The sequence below is a fragment of the Bradyrhizobium sp. MI1.4 genome, from assembly GCF_055811315.1.
On sequence record NZ_JBVVPP010000031.1, the window covers coordinates 57,130 to 75,847 of the forward strand.

Annotated in this window: 30 protein-coding genes and 1 tRNA gene; 19 read left to right on the top strand and 12 right to left on the bottom strand. The window is 60.8% G+C overall.

Annotation, left to right across the window (positions count from 1 at the left end; all coding sequences use genetic code 11):
• Window positions 1-26 precede the first annotated feature (26 nt).
• On the top strand, window positions 27-1,136 hold the full coding sequence (locus AC0L23_RS26835) for an AI-2E family transporter (protein WP_026233470.1): 1,110 nt from the start codon (window positions 27-29) through the stop codon (window positions 1,134-1,136).
• A gap of 145 nt (window positions 1,137-1,281) precedes the next feature.
• Window positions 1,282-1,668, top strand: coding sequence for an NUDIX hydrolase (locus AC0L23_RS26840; protein WP_026233469.1), 387 nt, complete (start codon window positions 1,282-1,284; stop codon window positions 1,666-1,668).
• A gap of 1 nt (window position 1,669) precedes the next feature.
• Here the strand turns inward: AC0L23_RS26840 and AC0L23_RS26845 are convergent, their stop codons facing one another.
• The 4 genes from AC0L23_RS26845 to AC0L23_RS26860 form a co-directional block, all read right to left on the bottom strand.
• The gene (locus AC0L23_RS26845; protein ID WP_085384042.1) at window positions 1,670-1,963 is read right to left on the bottom strand and encodes a hypothetical protein; all 294 of its coding nucleotides are present in this window, start codon (window positions 1,961-1,963) and stop codon (window positions 1,670-1,672) included.
• Between the two features lie 104 nt (window positions 1,964-2,067).
• The gene (locus AC0L23_RS26850; RefSeq protein WP_473357547.1) at window positions 2,068-2,295 is read right to left on the bottom strand and encodes a hypothetical protein; all 228 of its coding nucleotides are present in this window, start codon (window positions 2,293-2,295) and stop codon (window positions 2,068-2,070) included.
• Window positions 2,296-2,428: 133 nt separating this feature from the next.
• Window positions 2,429-2,671, bottom strand: a complete 243-nt coding sequence (locus tag AC0L23_RS26855; RefSeq protein ID WP_007590794.1) for a hypothetical protein — start codon at window positions 2,669-2,671, stop codon at window positions 2,429-2,431.
• A 321-nt stretch (window positions 2,672-2,992) separates the two neighbouring features.
• Window positions 2,993-3,163: a hypothetical protein gene (locus AC0L23_RS26860; protein ID WP_018457957.1), complete on the bottom strand. Its 171-nt coding sequence runs from the start codon at window positions 3,161-3,163 to the stop codon at window positions 2,993-2,995.
• A gap of 489 nt (window positions 3,164-3,652) precedes the next feature.
• On the opposite strand from AC0L23_RS26860, the gene AC0L23_RS26865 reads away from it, so the two are divergent.
• Complete coding sequence (locus tag AC0L23_RS26865; protein WP_085384044.1) at window positions 3,653-4,315, top strand: hypothetical protein; 663 nt, start codon at window positions 3,653-3,655, stop codon at window positions 4,313-4,315.
• Window positions 4,316-4,660: 345 nt separating this feature from the next.
• Here the strand turns inward: AC0L23_RS26865 and AC0L23_RS26870 are convergent, their stop codons facing one another.
• A complete protein-coding gene (locus AC0L23_RS26870) occupies window positions 4,661-5,020 on the bottom strand; it encodes a hypothetical protein (protein WP_143273397.1) in 360 nt (119 codons plus the stop codon).
• 161 nt (window positions 5,021-5,181) lie between these two features.
• Here AC0L23_RS26870 and AC0L23_RS26875 point away from each other — a divergent pair, with 161 nt between their 5' ends.
• Entirely contained in the window at window positions 5,182-5,388 is a 207-nt protein-coding gene (locus AC0L23_RS26875) for a hypothetical protein (RefSeq protein WP_085384046.1), read from the top strand.
• Between the two features lie 83 nt (window positions 5,389-5,471).
• Here AC0L23_RS26875 and AC0L23_RS26880 read toward each other — a convergent pair whose 3' ends face one another.
• The 5 genes from AC0L23_RS26880 to AC0L23_RS26900 form a co-directional block, all read right to left on the bottom strand.
• The gene (locus AC0L23_RS26880; RefSeq protein ID WP_018457954.1) at window positions 5,472-5,654 is read right to left on the bottom strand and encodes a hypothetical protein; all 183 of its coding nucleotides are present in this window, start codon (window positions 5,652-5,654) and stop codon (window positions 5,472-5,474) included.
• Between the two features lie 308 nt (window positions 5,655-5,962).
• Window positions 5,963-6,346: a hypothetical protein gene (locus tag AC0L23_RS26885; protein WP_085384048.1), complete on the bottom strand. Its 384-nt coding sequence runs from the start codon at window positions 6,344-6,346 to the stop codon at window positions 5,963-5,965.
• 100 nt (window positions 6,347-6,446) lie between these two features.
• Window positions 6,447-6,815, bottom strand: a complete 369-nt coding sequence (locus AC0L23_RS26890) for a hypothetical protein (protein WP_085384049.1) — start codon at window positions 6,813-6,815, stop codon at window positions 6,447-6,449.
• A gap of 105 nt (window positions 6,816-6,920) precedes the next feature.
• The gene (locus AC0L23_RS26895; RefSeq protein WP_143273837.1) at window positions 6,921-7,103 is read right to left on the bottom strand and encodes a hypothetical protein; all 183 of its coding nucleotides are present in this window, start codon (window positions 7,101-7,103) and stop codon (window positions 6,921-6,923) included.
• 386 nt (window positions 7,104-7,489) lie between these two features.
• Window positions 7,490-7,570, bottom strand: a tRNA-Lys gene (locus tag AC0L23_RS26900).
• A gap of 126 nt (window positions 7,571-7,696) precedes the next feature.
• Between AC0L23_RS26900 and AC0L23_RS26905 the strand changes: the two genes are divergently transcribed.
• The 12 genes from AC0L23_RS26905 to AC0L23_RS26960 all read left to right on the top strand — a co-directional run bounded on the left by AC0L23_RS26905 (window position 7,697) and on the right by AC0L23_RS26960 (window position 16,088).
• A complete protein-coding gene (locus tag AC0L23_RS26905) occupies window positions 7,697-8,950 on the top strand; it encodes a tyrosine-type recombinase/integrase (protein ID WP_473357531.1) in 1,254 nt (417 codons plus the stop codon).
• Complete coding sequence (locus AC0L23_RS26910; protein WP_473357532.1) at window positions 8,950-9,423, top strand: hypothetical protein; 474 nt, start codon at window positions 8,950-8,952, stop codon at window positions 9,421-9,423. Before AC0L23_RS26905 ends, AC0L23_RS26910 begins: the two co-directional genes overlap by 1 nt.
• 61 nt (window positions 9,424-9,484) lie before the next feature.
• On the top strand, window positions 9,485-9,694 hold the full coding sequence (locus AC0L23_RS26915; RefSeq protein WP_473357533.1) for a helix-turn-helix transcriptional regulator: 210 nt from the start codon (window positions 9,485-9,487) through the stop codon (window positions 9,692-9,694).
• Window positions 9,695-9,877: 183 nt separating this feature from the next.
• The gene (locus AC0L23_RS26920; protein ID WP_473357534.1) at window positions 9,878-11,440 is read left to right on the top strand and encodes an AAA family ATPase; all 1,563 of its coding nucleotides are present in this window, start codon (window positions 9,878-9,880) and stop codon (window positions 11,438-11,440) included.
• 368 nt (window positions 11,441-11,808) lie between these two features.
• On the top strand, window positions 11,809-12,210 hold the full coding sequence (locus AC0L23_RS26925) for a hypothetical protein (protein ID WP_473357535.1): 402 nt from the start codon (window positions 11,809-11,811) through the stop codon (window positions 12,208-12,210).
• The gene (locus AC0L23_RS26930) at window positions 12,207-12,335 is read left to right on the top strand and encodes a hypothetical protein (RefSeq protein ID WP_473357536.1); all 129 of its coding nucleotides are present in this window, start codon (window positions 12,207-12,209) and stop codon (window positions 12,333-12,335) included. Before AC0L23_RS26925 ends, AC0L23_RS26930 begins: the two co-directional genes overlap by 4 nt.
• Window positions 12,332-12,565: a hypothetical protein gene (locus AC0L23_RS26935; protein WP_473357537.1), complete on the top strand. Its 234-nt coding sequence runs from the start codon at window positions 12,332-12,334 to the stop codon at window positions 12,563-12,565. Before AC0L23_RS26930 ends, AC0L23_RS26935 begins: the two co-directional genes overlap by 4 nt.
• The gene (locus tag AC0L23_RS26940; RefSeq protein WP_473357538.1) at window positions 12,565-14,013 is read left to right on the top strand and encodes a hypothetical protein; all 1,449 of its coding nucleotides are present in this window, start codon (window positions 12,565-12,567) and stop codon (window positions 14,011-14,013) included. Before AC0L23_RS26935 ends, AC0L23_RS26940 begins: the two co-directional genes overlap by 1 nt.
• Complete coding sequence (locus AC0L23_RS26945; protein WP_473357539.1) at window positions 14,010-14,660, top strand: hypothetical protein; 651 nt, start codon at window positions 14,010-14,012, stop codon at window positions 14,658-14,660. The genes AC0L23_RS26940 and AC0L23_RS26945 overlap by 4 nt, the downstream gene beginning before the upstream one ends.
• Window positions 14,657-14,947, top strand: a complete 291-nt coding sequence (locus AC0L23_RS26950; protein ID WP_473357540.1) for a hypothetical protein — start codon at window positions 14,657-14,659, stop codon at window positions 14,945-14,947. Before AC0L23_RS26945 ends, AC0L23_RS26950 begins: the two co-directional genes overlap by 4 nt.
• A 422-nt stretch (window positions 14,948-15,369) precedes the next feature.
• Window positions 15,370-15,678, top strand: coding sequence for a hypothetical protein (locus AC0L23_RS26955; protein ID WP_473357541.1), 309 nt, complete (start codon window positions 15,370-15,372; stop codon window positions 15,676-15,678).
• Window positions 15,675-16,088, top strand: coding sequence for a hypothetical protein (locus tag AC0L23_RS26960; RefSeq protein ID WP_473357542.1), 414 nt, complete (start codon window positions 15,675-15,677; stop codon window positions 16,086-16,088). The genes AC0L23_RS26955 and AC0L23_RS26960 overlap by 4 nt, the downstream gene beginning before the upstream one ends.
• Window positions 16,089-16,567: 479 nt before the next feature.
• Here AC0L23_RS26960 and AC0L23_RS26965 read toward each other — a convergent pair whose 3' ends face one another.
• Complete coding sequence (locus AC0L23_RS26965; protein ID WP_473357543.1) at window positions 16,568-16,924, bottom strand: hypothetical protein; 357 nt, start codon at window positions 16,922-16,924, stop codon at window positions 16,568-16,570.
• A 197-nt stretch (window positions 16,925-17,121) separates the two neighbouring features.
• Here AC0L23_RS26965 and AC0L23_RS26970 point away from each other — a divergent pair, with 197 nt between their 5' ends.
• Entirely contained in the window at window positions 17,122-17,706 is a 585-nt protein-coding gene (locus tag AC0L23_RS26970; RefSeq protein ID WP_473357544.1) for a DUF2939 domain-containing protein, read from the top strand.
• Window positions 17,707-17,759: 53 nt separating this feature from the next.
• Here the strand turns inward: AC0L23_RS26970 and AC0L23_RS26975 are convergent, their stop codons facing one another.
• The gene (locus AC0L23_RS26975; RefSeq protein ID WP_473357545.1) at window positions 17,760-17,975 is read right to left on the bottom strand and encodes a hypothetical protein; all 216 of its coding nucleotides are present in this window, start codon (window positions 17,973-17,975) and stop codon (window positions 17,760-17,762) included.
• Between AC0L23_RS26975 and AC0L23_RS26980 the strand changes: the two genes are divergently transcribed.
• Together AC0L23_RS26980 and AC0L23_RS26985 are read left to right on the top strand one after the other, a co-directional pair.
• Window positions 17,904-18,071 carry a hypothetical protein gene (locus AC0L23_RS26980; RefSeq protein ID WP_473357548.1) on the top strand — a complete coding sequence of 56 codons (168 nt, stop codon included), beginning with the start codon at window positions 17,904-17,906 and terminating at the stop codon, window positions 18,069-18,071. The two genes, AC0L23_RS26975 and AC0L23_RS26980, sit on opposite strands and share 72 nt — an antisense overlap.
• A 141-nt stretch (window positions 18,072-18,212) precedes the next feature.
• The coding region (locus tag AC0L23_RS26985) for a helix-turn-helix domain-containing protein (protein WP_473357546.1) at window positions 18,213-18,718 on the top strand (506 nt) is incomplete at its 3' end.

Sequence of the window (18,718 nt, forward strand, 5' to 3'; positions counted from 1 at the left end):
CCCGCGTCAATGCCGCAAGGAAAGCCGTGCCCGTGAAAAGTCTGCGTCAGCTCCTGACGGGCGAGGACATCATCCAGCTCGTGATCCGCGTCGGCCTGCTCGGCCTGCTGATCATCTGGACCTTGCTGATCATCCGCCCCTTCGTGCCGATCCTTGCCTGGAGCGGCGTGCTCGCGGTCGCGTTCTACCCGGCCTTCAGCTGGGTCGCCAAGATCCTCGGCGGCCGGCCCAAGACCGCAGCGGCGATCCTGACCCTGATCACGCTCGGCATCGTCATCGGTCCTGCGACCTGGCTCGGGATCAGTGCAGTGGACGGCGTGCGCGAGCTGGCGCACCAGCTCGGCACCGGCGACCTCGCGCTTCAATCGGCGCCGGAGCAGCTCAAGTCGTGGCCGGTCGTTGGCCCCTGGTTATTCGACCTCTGGGAGCAGGCCTACAACAACATCCGCGCAGTGCTCCGCGAGGTGGCGCCGTATCTCCAGCCGCTGGCGGGACCGCTCTTGTCGCTCGCGGGCGATGCCGGCGTCGGCACGCTCCAGTTCCTGGTCTCGGTGTTCGTGGCCGGCTTCCTGTTTCCGCACGGGCCGCGGCTGGTTGCGGCCGGCCGCGGTTTCCTGTTTCGCATCGTGCCCGAACAGAGCGAGCATTTCCTGGGGCTCGCGGGCGCGACCATCCGCGCCGTGGCGCAAGGCGTGATCGGTGTCGCGATCGTGCAGGCATTGCTCGCCGGCATCGGCTTCAAGCTTGCCGCGGTGCCGAGCGCCGGCCTGCTCGCCTTCATTGTGCTGCTGCTCTCGATCGTGCAGATCGGCGCCTTCCTGGTGCTGCTGCCGGTGATCATCTGGATCTGGACCGCCAAGGACGTCACCACCGCGCTGCTGCTCACCGTGTTTCTCGTCCTCGTCGGTTTCCTCGACACCATGTTGAAGCCGCTGGTGATGGGGCGCGGCCTGACCACGCCGACCATCGTCATCTTCGTCGGCGTGATCGGTGGCACGCTCGCCCACGGCATCGTCGGCCTGTTCATCGGCCCGATCATCCTGTCGGTGGCCTGGGAGATGATGATGGCCTGGATCAGGACGGAGGACCGGGCAGAGGCGGGGGCAAGGGCGGGCACAGCGGCGGGCGAGGGCTGATCTGGCGCCTCGAACGGCGGGATCGGCCTGCCGGGTTTAATCAGATCTGACGGCCTTGGCCCGGGTGATCAAGATCCATCCGGAACTTGTCTATCCGACTAGACAAGTTACCATGGGCTCGATTCTATTTTCGATTACGGCGGACATGGCGAAGTCTTCCAAACTGGTTGCCGCCAAGCGCGGCAAGGTATTGTTGGTCAGACGCCGGTCGGACGGCCTGTGGATGTTTCCGGGCGGCCGCAAGCGCGCGCGCGAGTCCGACAAGGACTGCCTGCGGCGGGAGATCAAGGAAGAGCTGCCCAAGCTGAAGCTCGGCCGGATCAGCCTCTGGAAGGAAGTGACGGCCAGGAACAAGCGTTCCGGCCGCAAGATGAGCGACGCGATCTTCATCGCCAAGGGCGCCAAGGGCAGGCTCGCGATCGGCGACAAGCACGAGATCGACCGCGCCGTCTGGCAGAAGCCGCGCGGCATCCGCCTAACGCCGACCTCGCGCTATATCCGCGACCGCCTGTTTCCGCGGAAGCGCGGGTGAGCTAGGCCTCCTCGTCGTCCTCCGACGAGAGCTGTATCCGTCCGGTGTGGGCCCGCGAAAAATTGCCGCGCACTTGCGGCGCGGACATTCTGGCCATTTCGGCTTCGCGCTGCTCCTTGCGAGCCTTGCGCGCGCGCTTCATGGCCTGCTTGACCTGAGGGTTCGGTGAATCCTCCGCGAAGAACAGCACCACCTCGCAGCTCGGACATTGCCTGGAATAGCCGTCCTGCAACCGTCCCGCGCGGTCGCGGAATACGGTCTTGCAGCGCGTGCACTGAATCTGGACGAAACTCATGCGCGGTCGATCGACAATGACTGATGAAAATGGATCGTCAGGTGATCCCAAATGTCTGAAGAAAGCTTGAACGCGTCGGCGACACCAAGCCGCTCGATCAGGCGCTATTGCTTGGCCGCCATCGTGTCCAGGCAATGGTTGAGATAGACGGTGCGATCCCTGGGCAGCACCTTCTCGAGATCCGCCTTCAGCGCGCATTCGCGCTGCCGCATCTGCTCGGCCCGCCGCTTCTCGGCCGCCTCGCGATATTCGGGAGCAACCTTGTTGGGATCGACGAGAGCCTGCGAGCAGGCGGGAGCCGTCACGGCGAGTGCAATGGCGGTGATGATCATGAACTGTTTCAAATGAGCCTCCGTAAAAGGCTCATCCTAGCGCTCGGGCGGCGAGGGCTCAAACGGCAAGTTCGCCGAGACGCCCGGCAGCCCAGTTGATTCAACTACCTGAAGTTGGGACTCGTGACGTCCGTCACTTCGGGACGTGGTCGATCTTGTGGCCGAGATGCCCGGTGTCGTGATCGCGCCGCAACTGGCTCAGCGATGTCTCGTTCAACTGATGCAAGACCTCGCTGAGTTCAGTCGTATCCGGATAACCGGCAGCAAAACCCTTGCCGTAGATCTTGCGCAACGTACCGACCAGCGTGTTGCCGTGCTTCTTGCTGATCGCGCCATCCTTGTCGCGGTGGCGATGATCCAGGCCCGTGTCCTTCATGGCTTTCTCCCTGAGCGGCGTCTGCGCGCCTGGAGAGAGCGTGCTCCCAAACGAGTTGATTGGCAACGGCACGGCGCGCGGCAGTTGAGCCTCGTCAAGATGTGGAAAGATCGAAGGCCGTGTGAAGCAGTTCACAAGCGATGGTCGAGATCGCTGCTACGAAGGCCTCATTGCTTGACCGATTGATATTTTGAAAACGCCCCAGCGCTCCACCAGGCGCTGGGGTTTTCACGTCGATCACCGCCACGGCCAGAGCGCGCGGCGCGCGATCGGTCGGGTGCTTTTCGAATGATGCCGAAGGCTGGTGCCGAAGGCGGGCGACTACGCGGCTTGCTCCTCGAACGAGGTGTAGACCTGGCCACCTGGACCGATCACCTGAACGCCCCAGCACCCGTCGGCGATGAGCTCCTTGGCCTTCTTGAGGGCGGCGGCGAGTGACAGCCGCTTGAGGCTGACGATTCCTGCCGTGTCGAAACCGCTGATTTCAAACATGCCGCTCCTCCCTGTTTTGTCGAATCCTACACTTTTTGAGCGGGTTGTCTCGCGGCTTTTGGGACAGGGGCCCGGCGCACGAGCAGGCGGTGGCCAAAATCGCGAAAACAACCCCATGCACAGTAGCTAAGTCCCGCTGGCGCAACGCTTTCTTTTTGGCACATGGCGGTCCTGCATCCGGCGGAGACGCCGGGTTGACGCGTCGGGCAAAACAGGGGTCGTCTGCCAACTTCGGAAAATCCGCTTCGGACCAGGGCGGCTTCCCGGGATCGGGAGGAGCTCGCGCACCGGCCTGCCTGTCATGACCCTCGCACGACCCCGTAGTCGGCCGGGGGTGGCGGGGTCTGCAGCAGGCCGCGGCCGCTAACGTGGAATTAAGCTGAAAAGCCCACAATTTTAGACAGTTGTAGATGGGTGCTGCGTAAGGGAGCTGTCGCGAGGACGTTCCGGCGACGGCTTCCTGTTGCTCGCTCATTTGGGGTCAATGCCATGACCGCGACTTTCGAAACGCAAGGCCTTGTCGAACAGCTCGACCCTGCGGCACTGGCTGCGGCCATCGCCGCCGGCGAACCCGCAAGTTTGGACGCTCCGGAACCGATCAAGCGATCCAGCCGGACGTCCGTCATGGCGCTGTCGGTGTGTGCCCTGGCCATCAACGGCGCCGCGGCGATCTACACATGGCCGTCCGGCCTGCCATCGCTGAATCTGAGCAGCCTGGCTGATCTGCTCCCGCGCCAAGAGGCTTCAGCGCCAAAGCCGGATCCGGTTGTCGCGGCCTTGAAGGATATTCAGTCGACCCAGCAGCAACACACGGCTTCGCTGCAGGAGAGCAATCAGGCCTTGCAACAAAACGCGGCTGTGCTGCAGGCGGATTCGATGGTGCTGCTTTCGCTGCGGCAGAGCATCACGGACGAACGGGTGGATGTGAAGAAGGTATCTTCGCAGCTGTCCACGCTGATTGCGAAGATCGACTCGCTGCAAAATGCCATGATGTCGGACGTCACGTCCTCGGTTCGAAGAGCGCATGCGCGCTATGGACTGTCCGCAGCGATGCGCAAGCGGATGGTTCGGCAGTCGAAATCTGCAGGTCCCGTTTCAGTTGGAGGAGCGCCGTTGAGCGTGCCTGCCACAGTTTCGGGCCCGGAGAGCTGAAGATAGGGTCAGGCAGGTGATCTGAGACTTCGTCCGCGCTCACTTGGCGGGCTCACGTGAGCGCGGCTTTTTACCCGACTTGGAACTACGGAATGGTGGGGGGGGGGGGGGGGGGGGGCGGGGGCCCCCCAAAAAAAAAACGAAGATAAGGGGGCGGCCCGCGGGGGGGGGGGGGGGGTTTTATTTTTTTGGGGCGCCGGCCGCGCTCTGGTGGGGGGCCCTGGTGCGGTGTTTTTTCACCCCACCCCCCCCCCCCCCCCGGCGTCCCCCCCCCCCCCCCCCCCCCCCCCCCGCGAATCCTAAGAAGCGATGATCAGGGGCCCGCCGGTTTGCCCTGAGGGTCTTTCAATAGTAGCGGCGCCTCGGACGGCGCTCGTAATAATCATCGCCGTAATAGCCTTGCCGGCCCTGTTGAAACTGCGGCGGAACCGTTCCGGTCGGGTAACACTGGCCGTCGCGGGTATCGATATCGGCACCGTTTCCGCAAGGAACGGGATAATGGCCATAGCCTCTACCGCCACCATAGTACTGCCGTGCGGCCTGTTCTTGCGGCGGCAAGTAGCCGTTGGGGTAGCACATGCCGTCGCGGGCGCTGACGTCCCAGCCGTGGCCGCACGGCGGTGGGTGCACAGGGACACGGTATTGAACCTGATGAACCTCACCGAGCTGTAGAGCCAGCAAGGTTGCGACAACTGCACCGATCATCGGACTTCTCCCAATCGCACTATGCCTACGCCTGAGCGGCTGAATGATCGCTGAACGGGTTCACGCCGGCGATCTTAACCTCACTTTAGGAAATCGTTGTTCGGCGGCCTGCCGTTGGATATAAAGGGAGCCGCCGTTAGCGTCAGTTGCGTCCGTGAGTCATGATTACCTATAAGCAGTACCATATCCAGCAAGTCGAGCACGGCCCCAAGCGCTGGGTTGCTCGCATCACGCGGACAGACGGCCAAAACATCCGCACGATAATGCCGGCGACTGAGCGTCCCTACCTCGACACGAAGCCGACAACGTCCGCCGAGGAAGCCGAGGCGCTTGCCAAGGAAGGCATCGACTTCGGCGGCGTGGTGTAGGCCGTCGTCGGGGTCGACTGACATTCGTTCGCGAACTCGCCGGTGGCTTCATCCGCCTCCGCAGCCGGCTTTTCACCCAAGAACTATTGTGGCTCGGTTGGCTTGTCTCGCTCATGGCTCTCGGCTTCGGCGGCCGCGCACGCATCCATGCCATGGCATTTGCTCAGATAGTACCGGGCGCCTGCGAAGATCGAGCAAACAATCACCACGGAAACCAGCAGGAAGATCATCCACCGTCGGTTCAACATTCCCATGACCTTCTGCACCCGCCATCCGACGCGGCCCGTTCGCCTGACCGGCCCAGCCAGGCGAGGCGAAGGGTCGATAAGCTCAAATCAGACCTTGTGCTTCGGATTCAGTCTAGCCTCACGCTCCAGCCGCTCGGACTTCAGGCGTTTGAGGTTCTCCTGAAACTCCGGAGTGGCTTGGCTGTCCGCTATTGTCTGTCTCGATCCTATCGGATTGAGGGTCCTTCGATCGGCTTCGTCCGCGACTTGTTGCGCGGCCGACCGTTTGGGTTTGATCATTTGCTTTTTGCCTTCAGGCGAGATTGACCAGGCGGGCGCCGGTCAATTCATTTTCGATTTGGCCGGTCGCGTCGAACATTCTGGAATTCCTCGGGTCCCTTGACGAGCCGCCGCTTGCGGCTGGCCTGGTCATCCGGGCTCGCTTTGTTGTCTTTGAGCTTGTCGATCGCATTACCCGCCATTTCCCGAGCCCGCTCGGACGAGGCCTTGGCGGTAGACGTAACCGCGAGGGCGGGGGCGGGTTTGCCCAAGCCAATATCAACCAGCCGACGGATGGATTCAGAGCGAGCCGGAGTGTCTTCCTGCCCCGACGCCCATGCGTCGATCTGAGCGACAGTCGCCTCCGGCCAGCGCGTGCCGATCTGGACGCCTTGACCAGTAGCGGGGCGGCCGCGATGCTTTTTGGCGCGAATCTTTTTTGCTGGTTTCATTTTATTTGGTACCAAAAAATCATGCCGAAGGGAAGCGCGAACTTCCGACGGCTGTGCCTGTTTAGTGCACTGGCACCGCAATCCCCACGCAACATCACGATCACAGATTGAACTCAGGCGGCCCCCGTAGAGGAAGCGCCAGTTGTACAGCAAAAGGTCGGGAAGCATTTGCTTGGACGAAGGCCTGCAAGGCCGGCGTGATCTCGCTACTCGTGACACGCTCGGCAAGCTCATCTGCGATCTCGCTGGTGGCATCGCGAGACCAGCCCTCGATGGCGTTGAAGGCGACGATACGGACGGGATACGCGTACTGCCCGGAGAGTAGGTCGCGGATGATGGTCTCGATTTCGGTATCCTGCTCGTCGGCCTCGCGCCAGGAGCAGCCGGCGCGCGCGCCGAAGTCTTCCAGCACCAGGTAAATCTCCCGGTCGAGCCGATCCAGCGGCACAATCGACGGCGCATGACGCATGACGCAACTCCTACTCAAGAGGAGCAATCGTTCGACTGTCCGTTCGTTCCGCCCGGAACTCAGGCCGATAGGCAAATGAAAGAGGCGGACGTTTGAGAAGCGGCCTTACTTCTTTGGCAGAAGTCCCAAGACGAACCATTGAGCCGGAAACAGTGGAAACAGCAGCGCTCCCCAGATGAACCAAATGCGCCTAGACCGGCCTCTCTGTGCCGCGAAATTGGCGGTCACGCGCCCACACCACATCATCAGGGTGACAATGACAAAGCCAAACATGATTGAGGCAAGCATGGAGAGGCTCCTGCCGATGGTCCGTTGGTTATCATATAGGATTGGCCTGTCGCCGGGGAGAGAGCCCAAATCAAGATTGCGCGCTTAAGGCGGGGACGACCGGCGCCGCCTTACTTTACTTGTTCTCTGGCTCCGGTGACGAGGCGGAGCCCGGCGTGCGGGACGTCGGCACCGTCTGAGAGAGCGGCAACTGAGGCGGCCTATTTGGGGCGGAATGGCTTTGGGCACACCAGTTTTCCGGAAGAGTCTCGTCGGCAAGCGCCGACATCAAAGCGCCGCTCATTTGCGGCGGCAGGACGCGTCGGCAGCGGAATTCCAGCTGCCGACACAGTGCCGACATGGAGCTTTCTGTCGAAGTTGCGTTTGGGATTACTGCTTCATTGTGTTGGTGAGCGCGCTGGGGCTCGAACCCAGGACCCCGTGATTAAAAGTCACGAAAGTACCATTTCAAAGCATTCCACGACATCACGGGGTATGGGAAATAACCGCTATTTTCCTTGGCAAAACAGCATTTGGAATGCATTGTTACTCCCACGGGGTAACACAGCGTAACACCCCGGTCCAGCTACCCCACGAGCTACCCGGAGCGCATGATGCCCAAGCTGACCGACGCAGCCGCCCACAAGAAAAAGGCCGATCCTGACAAGCGGATTGAGATCCACGATGGAAATGGTCTGTACCTCGTGATCCAGCCGAGCGGATCGAAGAGCTGGGCGTACCGCTACCGGGCTGACGGCAAGAGCAGGAAGTTGACCCTCGGAACTCTGCTCGAGGCGGGGGCAAAGCCGGATGCGGACGCTACCGGGGAGCTGCCCGCGCTCAGTGTTCCGGAGGCCCGCCAGCGCGCCAGCGCGGCTGCCGTCAAGATGCAGCGCGGTATCGACCCCGGCACGGAACGGAAGCGCAAGGAAGCTAAGGTCAGGAAGACGGTCAGCCACATCCTGGATCAGTTCGTTGAGCGCTACGTTCGGAAGGAGGCCAACCTCCGCAGCGCCGACCAGATCGCGACCGTTTTTGACCGCCTCGTTAAGCCCGATATCGGCGATATCAGCATCTATGATCTGCGGCGCTCGCACGTGGTGGATATGCTGGACGACATCGCCGATGAGAACGGCCCGGTGATGGCCGATCGGACGCTGGCCTATTTCCGGAAGGCCTGTAACTGGTACGCCACCCGCGACGACGAGTTCAATTCCCCGATCGTCAAAGGCATGGCTCGCACCAAGACTAAAGACAGGGCAGGGAAGCGGACCCTGGCCGACGATGAAATCCGGGACGTCTGGGCCGGCTTAGAGCGGGTTGCGGAACCGGCCTGCTACGCTCGGTATGTCAAATCGCTCCTGATCTGCGCAACCCGGCGCAACGAATCATCCCGGATGCACTCGAGCGAGATCGACGGGGACGTGTGGACCATCCCGGCTGACCGCTACAAAACCAAGCTAGATCACGTCATCCCGCTGTCGGAGGCAGCCAAGAAACTGTTGTCGGGCGAGAAGGGGTTCCTGTTCTCGACCACTGGCGGCGACAAGCCGTTTAGCGGGTTCTCCAAGGCCAAGCGCGACCTCGATGCGGCCATTGCCAAGATCAGGAAGGCGGACGGCCGTGAGCCAATGCCGGCGTGGCGCCTGCATGACCTGCGCCGCACCGCCCGCAGCCTGATGAGCCGGGCGAAGGTGCCGACCGATCATGCTGAGCGCGCGCTGGGCCACGTCATCGGTGGGGTGCGTGAGACCTACGACCGGCATGAGTACCTGGATGAGAAGCGCGCGGCATTCGAGGCGCTGGCGGGCTTGGTGGAGTTGATCCTGAACCCGCCGGCGGGCAACGTCTTTGCGTTGAGGGCTTAATGGCGCTGTTTGACGAAGGGCTCATAAAGGCGGCGTGCGCGGACAGTGATCCGCGCGCAATCGCAGATCTGTGTGAGAACATCCGCGTGGCTCTGCGCGACCGGCATGCGCTTGGTGCGGCGCCGGTTAGGGCCGGCGGCGGCTTGGGCGATAGCGACGCGGGCAATTTCGCCTATCGCATGCTGCGGGCCTGCGAGCGGGCGTCCATCCCGCCGCCTAAGGGCTTGGTTGACTTATTCCAGATCCTCTTCGACCAAGCTGCCCCGCCGGCCGGCGGTGTTGATGCAGTGAAGGCGAGCAGAGTGCAGGAATATCTCAGCGAAAATCCAGATGCGGGGATAAACGACATCGAGCGTAACATGCGCAAATATCTGGTCGAAAACCCGGATCCGACCGCCGAGCGCCCAAAAACTTACGTTTCTAAGAAGACCATTCTCCGTTGGCTCGAATTAGGGGTGGTGGTGCGCAAGTAACAATGTGCGCACCGCCATTCCATGTGATGAATAGGGGGCTCCTGAAACAGAGGAGCCCTACATGGACTCAACTCCCACTAACCTCTACCTGACCGGCCCGGAAACGCAGAAGCGCTATCGGTGCAGCCATCAAACGATCTGGCGATGGATGAATGATCCAGAGCTGGGCTTCCCGCAGCCAATGAAGATCAACGGCCGCAATCGTTTCGTGCTTGCCGAGCTGGATGCCTTCGACCAGCGCCACCGCGCTGGGGCAATGGAGGCCGCTTAATCACATGATTGAAAAAGAAGAGGGGGGCGCAAAGGCCCCCCAAGAGATTCTTCGTGTCCGCCAAGACGCTACGGAATCTATAGCATCGCTCAACAAACTGCAAGCCGCCTCGCTTCTGCGCCGTTGTGCGATCGCAGCCTCGCTGGCCGAAGCGCTGGCTCCGTTTGTGTACGGAGGTGCGCGATGACAGCAGCAAAACAGATTCCATTTGTGATCGGGATGCCCGACTACAAGCCGGTTGAGGCATGCTCGCCATCTGATGCGAAGCTCGAGCTCAGATTCTTCGCACAGTACGTGAGGGGTAACGAGCGTTTTCACAAGGATCTAGACGAGAAGGAGGTGGAACGTCGGCTCGTCGCAGCGATGGAGCTACGATACCGTGTCCTAGCCGGCCGACTGTTCAAGCACCAGGAATTCGGGAATCTGGACAAGGCAATCGACGTTGAGAAACGGATGCTCGATACGGCGCTGCGGCTCAATTTGCTGGATCACTTCGGCGAGGAGGTGATCTGGGATTATGTCCAGGAGGCCAAAAGGGGCGATTTCGATTTTGCTCGCCCTGGCGAAACGCAAGAGGACGACGACTGCGGCATCCAAGACCTCGCCCATTACGTTGAATTCAGCGACGACGATCCTAATCCACTGATTGAGGATCTGGAATCTGGATCGATCATCGGCTGCGGTGAGACCGGCTTTGTTTATGGGCCAACCGGAACGGGGAAAACTGCTATTGCCAACGCCATGAACCAGGCGATTGCCGGCGGTTCGGGCCTCGGGCGAGCGCACCTGGCGGATGGTCCAATCTATCCATCTAAGCCGGGCCGCGTGCTGGTCGGTGTCTACGAGTCGCAGGCCGACTATCGAAGGCGCATGCGCGCGATTGCCAAAGAGGGGCAGATTGAGCTCTCGCACCTTGACTGGGGCATTATCAAAGCCGATCTGGATATCACCCTCGAGCGCGATCGAAGAACGTTCATCGAGCGCGTGAGGAAGGATACTGCCCGCAACGGTGGCAAGCCGCCCCTCCTCATCACGATCGACACCTTGCCAGCCGCTGTCGGCGGTAAAAGCCTAAATGACGATGACGTGGCTGGGCATTGCTTCGCCTTAGGGCGCGCATTGAACGGTGAGTTTGGCAGCTCCGTCATCTTTGTCGCCCACCCTGGCAAAGACGAGTCCAAGGGCATTTCCGGAAGCTATCGATGGAGGGGCAACTCTGACTTCATCCTCCGAACGGTCAAAACAAAGTCCGGCTATCGGCTGATCAAGGAAAAGGACAAAGGCGGGGCTTTGGATCGGCCCATATTCGACTATGTCCTGAACTTCGTTGAGGTCGATCGCACCTCGAGTGGCAAACCGGTGACAGCTGCTGTTGTTGGCTCGATTACGCCATGCGCCTCGCTAGACGACCAGCGGGAGGCGCTGGAGCGTCCTAGAGACGGCTGGGCGAAATCGCTACGCCCATTTAAGGCTGCGCTCACGACCGCGCTCCTTGACGCCGGCAAGCTCGTGCAGCCGTACGGCAACGAAGGGCCAACCGTCAGTGCTGTGCCTGCCGGAAAAGTTCGGGATGAGTTTACTGCCGCGTGCCCGGCAGAAACGGCTGACAGCAAGCGCATGCGCTTCAATCGAGCTCTCAAGAAGGCGGTAGAGGATGAACTGATCTGCTCGCGGGAGATTGGTGGAATTGATCATCTTTGGATCACCAAACCGAACACCTCACCGAACAAACAGAACACCCTATAGGTGTTCTGTTCTGTTCGTTCGGATTGGGGCGTTGAACAGAGCGAACGAACGTTCGGAGCGTTCGGTTCGTTCACTAGTTGGACGCCGGCCGGTTCCTCTCTGTCGTTCGATGGTGTGGGGCGCAAAAGCCGGTCGGCGATCCTCGTTGCATTTGTGCAAGCTCGTGCGGATTTTTTCTCGCGAGCTGCGCGCAACTCATTTTATGCGAGTCGGTACAAATAAACAGGGCCGATTTAGCTCGTGATTTATGATCACGGGACCAAATGGAATACTATGTTATATTGCAACAGGTTACGGCTCGATGCATGTTACCGGGTAACGATACGGGTAACTAGACCCTCAATACCGCCGCGATGCGCGCAGGAAACATGAGCGAAGTTGAACCAAAGACCAAGCTACTGACGCTCGCGGATCTTGATGGCCGCACGCGCGCCGCGCAGGCGGTGAGCAAAACCATTTCCGCGCTCGTGTCCGATCTCGGCGGCAACGACCACCTCTCAACGGGTGAGCATGAGATCGTGAAGAGCGCAGCAATGACCGGCGCGATGCTCGAGAACATGGCCGCTCGCTGGTTGACCGGCGAGCCGATCGATCCAGGCCAATACGCCACGCTCAGCAACGCCCAGCGCCGCCTCCTTGAGACCGTGGGGCTGCGTCGTCGCGCGAGAGACACAACGCTTGACCTTGATGCCTACGTCGCCAGCAAGGCTGGCAAGCCCGCTCAGAGGCCTTCTGAGTCCACCACCACTATCAACGAGGAAACACCATGAGCAAATCCACACCAGCTAAGCCCAACTACCTGATGCCCGGCCGCGAAGGCGGCAAGCCAAGTGCTGCCGGCAGCGGCACCACGCATCGCGAGCCGAACTCGCCGCAGGTCAAGGTCGGCAAGTGAATCCCGAAGTCATCCTCATCAGCCACCCCAACGTCACGTGGCCCGGCGCTGTTGATCTCCGTACGGTCACGGACGGTTGGCTGCTCGCCATCACACGCAATCCTGTTCGCGATGGCGCCGCACGCCTGATCGAGGAGGGCTTCGGTCCGTCCACCACGCTCGTCATCCGCGACGCTAACGACGGGCGACCTGAGATCCGCACCACCATCAAAGAGGCCCTGAAGGCCTGATGGACATTCTCCAAGCGACCACGGATGAGAAGCTATTCGCTCGCTGGTTCAAGGACCACGAGACGTGGCAGGCGTGGTTCGCTTTCCTTTGCGCGCTGTTCGCTCTGCCGATGTCCCCCGAGCAGATGGCGATCTATCGCCAATGCACCACCCGGACGGAGCCTCCCAAGGTTCGCTTCAACGAAGCTTGGCTGGTCTGTGGCCGCCGTGCCGGCAAGTCGTTTGTCCTGGCACTCATCGCCGTCTTCCTCGCCTGCTTCTACAACTGGCGGCCTTACCTCTCGCCCGGCGAGCGCGGCTACATCATCATCATTGCTGCGGACCGCAAGCAGGCGCAAGCCATTCTCCGCTACCTCAAGGCGATGCTCCTCGAGGTGCCCATGCTGCAAAAGCTTGTGTCGCAAGAGAATGCCGAAAGTGTCGAACTGACCAATGCCGTCACCATCGAGGTCGCAACGTGTTCTTACCGAACGGTGCGCGGCCGAACGATCGTGGCCGCACTCTGCGACGAGGTGGCTTTCTGGCCCTCTGAGGACAGCAGTTCGCCAGATTATGAAGTTTTAGACGCGTTGCGGCCGGGGATGGCGACGGTGCCTGGGGCGATGTTGCTTTGTGCTTCATCGCCCTACGCCCGTCGCGGCGCGATGTGGGACGCCTTCACGCGTTTCTTCGGCAAGAACGATGCGCCAGCGCTCGTTTGGAAGGCGCCGACGCTGACAATGAATCCGACCGTTCCCGTGGGCGTTATCGAGGCCGCTTACGAGCGAGACCAGGCGAGCGCCTCTGCAGAGTACGGCGCTGAATTTCGTACCGACGTTCAATCGTTGGTTACGCGGGAGGCGGTGGAGGCGTGCATTGAAAGCAAGGTGTATGAGCGTGCACCCAATCGCCTCCACCGTTTCCACGCTTTCGTAGATCCCAGCGGTGGCGCGTCAGATAGCTTTACCCTGGCGATTGCCCACCGCGAGGGCGACACCGTCGTGCTGGATGCCATTCGTGAGCGTAAAGCTCCGTTCAGTCCTGAAGAGGTCGTGGAGGAGTTTTGCTCACTTGTGAAGCAATACCGCATCGCCATGGTTCGCGGCGATCGGTATGCTGGTGAGTGGCCACGGGAACAATTCCGCAAGCGTGGCATACATTATGAGCCCTCGGATAAAAACAGATCCGAGCTGTATCTCGACCTTCTGCCTAAGATTAATTCCCGCACTGTTGAGCTGCTCGACCACAACGGCCTCGTTGTTCAGCTGCTCGGCTTAGAGCGCCGTACGTCGCGCGCCGGCCGGGACAGCATCGATCATTCCCCTGGCGGCCACGACGATATTTGCAACGCGGTCGCTGGTGCGATTGTCTGCGCGCCGAAAAGCGGCGGGTCATCTTCACGTGGCCCGATCTCTCATGAGGGACTCGGGAAATTTAAGGTTCACGGCTACCTAGGAGCGCGACAATGACTGACACGATCGAAATTAGCCCAGCCGCAGAAGCCTGGCTGTCTGGCAACATGGACCAAGCGCAGGCACTCAATCAGCCGATTCCGGATGAGCCCGTTGCCACTTCGGAGCCGGTACAGCCGTGGTTGAAGAACCACTTGGAGGCCGACAAGCTCCAGCAGAAGCCGGCTGATCAGGCGCAGCCAAGTGTTGTTGATACCGCGCTGAACAAGCTCACCAGCAGCGGCGGCGAGCACACGGCGCTGGTGCAGAGTTGGGGCTCGGACGCGAAAGAAAACCTGGCCTACGCCTTCGAGGCTTACAAAGACATTGTGGCCAACAAGCCGGAGCTGATTGATCGAGTTGAGGCCTCCGGCCTAGGCAACGATCCAATCCTTCTCGAACACCTCGCACAACATGGGCGTCTGAAGGCCAACCTTATGGGAGACAGCACGGTAAGCAGCCGACGTTCGCAGTTCGATGAGCCTCGCCAAGCCCTCCCGGCTGGCAACAGCGCGGCGCAACGCGAGCTGGATTCCATCTACAAGAAAACACCGCCGGGCAGCGAAGGCTACAGGGACCGTGACGTTCAGCGTCGCATCCAGCAGCTCAACGAGATGATCCACGGCACTGCGCCTGCGGTCGGCCACGGAGGGCGCACGGCATGAGCGACATTCACGACCTCGTGGCAATGGACCTTTACGGCTTTTCCCTCGCAATCCAGGCAATGCCCTGGAATACCTTCTTTTACAAAACCGATCACGCGCTCGACGACATTCTCGAGAGCCCCGGATATTTCAACGAGGTGGCTGAGAACCTCCGGCGGAACGATCGGATTGAGATCACCGCGAGTGCTGACGGGGTGCCTGAGGCGGCCACGCTCGTGGTGAGTTCGGTATCCAATCGCCGTGGTGGCGATAAGTCAGTTGTGGTCACGAAGCTGGGGCGCCGCTGATGGGTCAGCGCGTCAGAATTCCCGGTCAAGGCGGCAAGATCGAAGCGAGGGCGGCGCTGCTCCGCGCTGCCGTTGCTGCTGAGCTTGCGCGAGTTGAGGAAGCGAAGCGGCCCACGCCGAAGAAGCCGGCCCGCAAGACGTTTGCGCATATTCGCGACTACCGAGAGGCGCGTTCATGACGGCGATTAACGCGCCCAGATCAAGCGCAGGGCCGCGCCAATTTTGGATGCGGCAGTTGCCGCAGTGCTGGTGAGATGATCAAAGAGTTGAGGTGGATAATCTCGGCGCAGCGGCGACGTACGGGTTGACTCTTCAGGCACCAAAGGCTGTCATCGCAGTCGATGCAACCAGAAATTTTCCCGCCGCCGCCGAAAGGATCGAGCCCGTTTGCTTGGCTGGCCCATATTAATTGGGGGCATGGGATGATTGGTAAGACGACCGTCGCTCTCGTTGTCTTGCTCGCGATGTTGGCCGTGGGGCTGTCGCGCATTCCAAGCGAGGCCGGAATGCTGGCTATCGTTGCGGTCGGCGCAATTGCCTTTCTTGCGTTCCTTGGTTTCCAAGCCTGGTTCGCGAGCCGCCATCCGGATTTGGCGGCCACGGAAGGGCCAACCTACGTGCAAACCAGACAGATCGAGCTTGCAGCGAAAAACCTGCCGTCGCCGCCCGTCACTGAGCTAATACCCGACCCTCAGAACCCAACACAGCTAAAGCCGGCTAGCCTCAAATGAACGAGCGCTTCTTGCACATCAGCTTCACGTTCAACGAAGGTTTGCCCAAGGTTCAAGAGCTAGAGCCTGCCTTCAATTACCTTGCACCTGATTGGCTCCGTTATACGCCCAATTGTTGGTTGGTTTGGACTGCGAGACCCGCCAGCGATTTCGTGTACTGGCTGAGGCCCTTCATTGGTGCCTCCGACTCCATGCTGATCGTGAAGGCGGACATGAGCGATCGGAATGGGATTCAGCCGGCATGGATTTGGGAGTGGATGGACAAGAAGCGTGCGCTTGGGCCGCCGCCGCCTCCCGCACCGCCTCCCTCCGATCTGGGGCAGCTGTTCGGGTTGCTGGGCGAGCCATCACCCAAGCTGGGTGATTTCTATAAAAATTTGATTGAGCCGCCAAAGCCCTCAAAACGATAGTTCGCGGCCTCTTGAGGTTGGAGTCGGCCGCAGCGCGGGGACCTTATTCCTCCTGAAGGGGGAACAAGCTTAGGGGATTGACCATTTACCTCTGTACTTCTGGAGGAGGTACGGTGATGAGGAAATGTATTTTAGCCCTGGCCGCTTTATTGGCGGTGAGTGCGGGCGCGATGACTACAGCCCAAGCGCAGCGATTTGAGGTCGGCCCAGGTGGCGTTTACGTCGATCGAGACGGGTACGATGACTACCGCCAGGATCGGTATCGCCGGTCCTATAATCGAGATCCTCGTGGTCAAAGCTGCGGTTATTGGCGTCAGCAATGCGCGGAAAGCTGGGGCACGGGTCATATGTTCGGCGTCTGCATGCAACGCCGCGCTGCCGTCGTAGCTTGCGGGGGGTACTAACGGCTCCTAGCGCCAGTAGCGAAGACCATTCCCTCACGAGGCACCTCGTGCCCGCCAATTCACGCTGGCGGGATGTCATTCCGGCGGGATCGGCATCCAATGGGTGAAGGTAAACGGCTGGAGATTCGACGCGTCGACGAAGGCCTGCTTGTCGGCATGCCACCGAACTGACGCGGCGAATTCCGCAGCATCCTTGCCCATAGCTCGATCGATCGCGAAGAACGATTTTCCATTCTTTGAAGCGTCTGCCGCAGGTCGCCAGGGCGAGACTGTTTCATCGCGGACACCGCGAAAAACGATGTTCTCGATTGGGTCCTCGTGTTTTTCTGCCGGATGCGAGGACTTCAGCAGGCGAGACACGATTTCATGCGCAGCTTTCGCGTCATCCGCAAGCACAACGACGCTCAGGTTCAGCTCAATTCGGGAGCTCATGGCGATCCTTCTTTTAATCAAGGGTCTCAGTTTAGCTTTCGGACGGCGGGGCCTCAACTGCATTAACTTGGGAGGGCTGCATCCTTCCTTCAACAGCGCCGATTGCCTCCCGGATCACGCTGGCGGGCCTGTTCCCAATACGGAGGAACGCTCCAACCTGCGAGCTGTTGGAACACTAGGCTCGATGAGGATGGCTCGTGCGGTGGTTTGTGGGAATCTTGGTTGCTCTATTTGCCTGTTCAGCGATCTACATCGGCTCGGCGGTTGTCTCTCTGGGAGGTTTGGTCAACGCTGTCCGTGCACAGGATGCGGCTGAGGTTCTCGCCCGTACAGACACGGCAAGGCTGCGCCGGTCTTTGGTGGATCAGATCGTTCAATCCTACCTTCAGGAGATTGGCCGCGACAGGCCTGTCAAGCCTCTCGAACGCTTGGCCGCGAACACTTACGGAGCCTCAGTTGCGGACGCGATGATTGCGAAGATGCTCACACCGGAAAGTCTTACAGCCATTCTGAACAGGGGCTCGATTGCGGTGGGAGACGCTGAAGCAAACATGCAAAGTCTGTCCGCGATCGATACGTCCCGGATTATTGAGACGCTCCGCCGCATATCGCCGACTAAACCTGTAGAGTTTCTGATCAGGCTCGGTAATAGCGAAAGTGCCGGAGGCGTCAGCCTTCATTTTGAAGGCAACGGGTGGAAGTTATCGGGCATTCAGTTGCCCGGCGCGGCCGTTCGGGTCCTTGCTCGAGATTTGATAAAGACAAAGGGCGGGACAGGTTAGGGCGCAGCGGCATGAATGCTCGCGGAATCAGAGCTGGTTCACGCTGGCGGCCTTCATGCGTTGGTGCCCATTTTGGGAGGCGCAAAGTCAGGCCGAACATCGGCGCCCCGACTACCGCAGCCTTGGCAGATGAAACGTGGCTCAAGGTCCGATAGCCTCATACTGTCAGGCCAGCGGTCGGCCTCCAGAGCGACGTGATGGCCGCAATGGCAATAGACCAGCACGCGGCGCGGTCCCATCTCTCGCATCTCGCCAAAGGTAATCTTCATCTGCCGGCCGTCGGCGTGCGTAGGTGTGTGGCGTTGCGGATTCCGATCGATGTCGCCCAGGATTCCGAGATGATCTCGCCCACCATTCCGATTTGAAGTCGCCCACCCGTTCCGAAATGATGTCGCCCACCATTCCGGGATGATGTCGCCCGGGTGACGAGGCCTCTTCTGGCTCCCATAGGGTCAACTCTTTCGGCTTTGCGAAGGGGACCCTGGATGCCGACGGAGAGGCTTGCGATGCGCCGTGTGCGCGATGTGATCAGAATGAAGGCGGCCGGGCTGCCGAGCCGCGAGATTGCGCGACGGGTGGGCGCGGCGCCCTCGACGGTGCGCCTGGCGCTCCGGCGGTTCGAGGCCGCGGGCTTGAGCTGGCCGTTGCCAGACGACGTCACCGACACGGTTCTGGAACTTCGCCTGTTCGCGAAGACCGGCAATGGCAACCGTCAGGGTCACCGCCGCATCGCCGAGCCCGACTGGGCGACCGTGCACCGCGAGCTCAAACGCAAGCACGTGACGCTGTCGATCCTGTGGGAGGAATATATCGCCACCGAGCCCGGCGGATACCGGTACTCGCGCTTCTGTGAGCTCTACCGCGCCTGGGAGGGCCGCCTGTCGGTGACGATGCGCCAGGCCCATGCGGCCGGCGACAAGTTGTTCGTCGACTATGCCGGCGATGGCGTGCCGGTGGTGGTCGACCGCCTGACCGGTGAGCGCAGAACGGCGCAGATCTTCGTCGCCGTGCT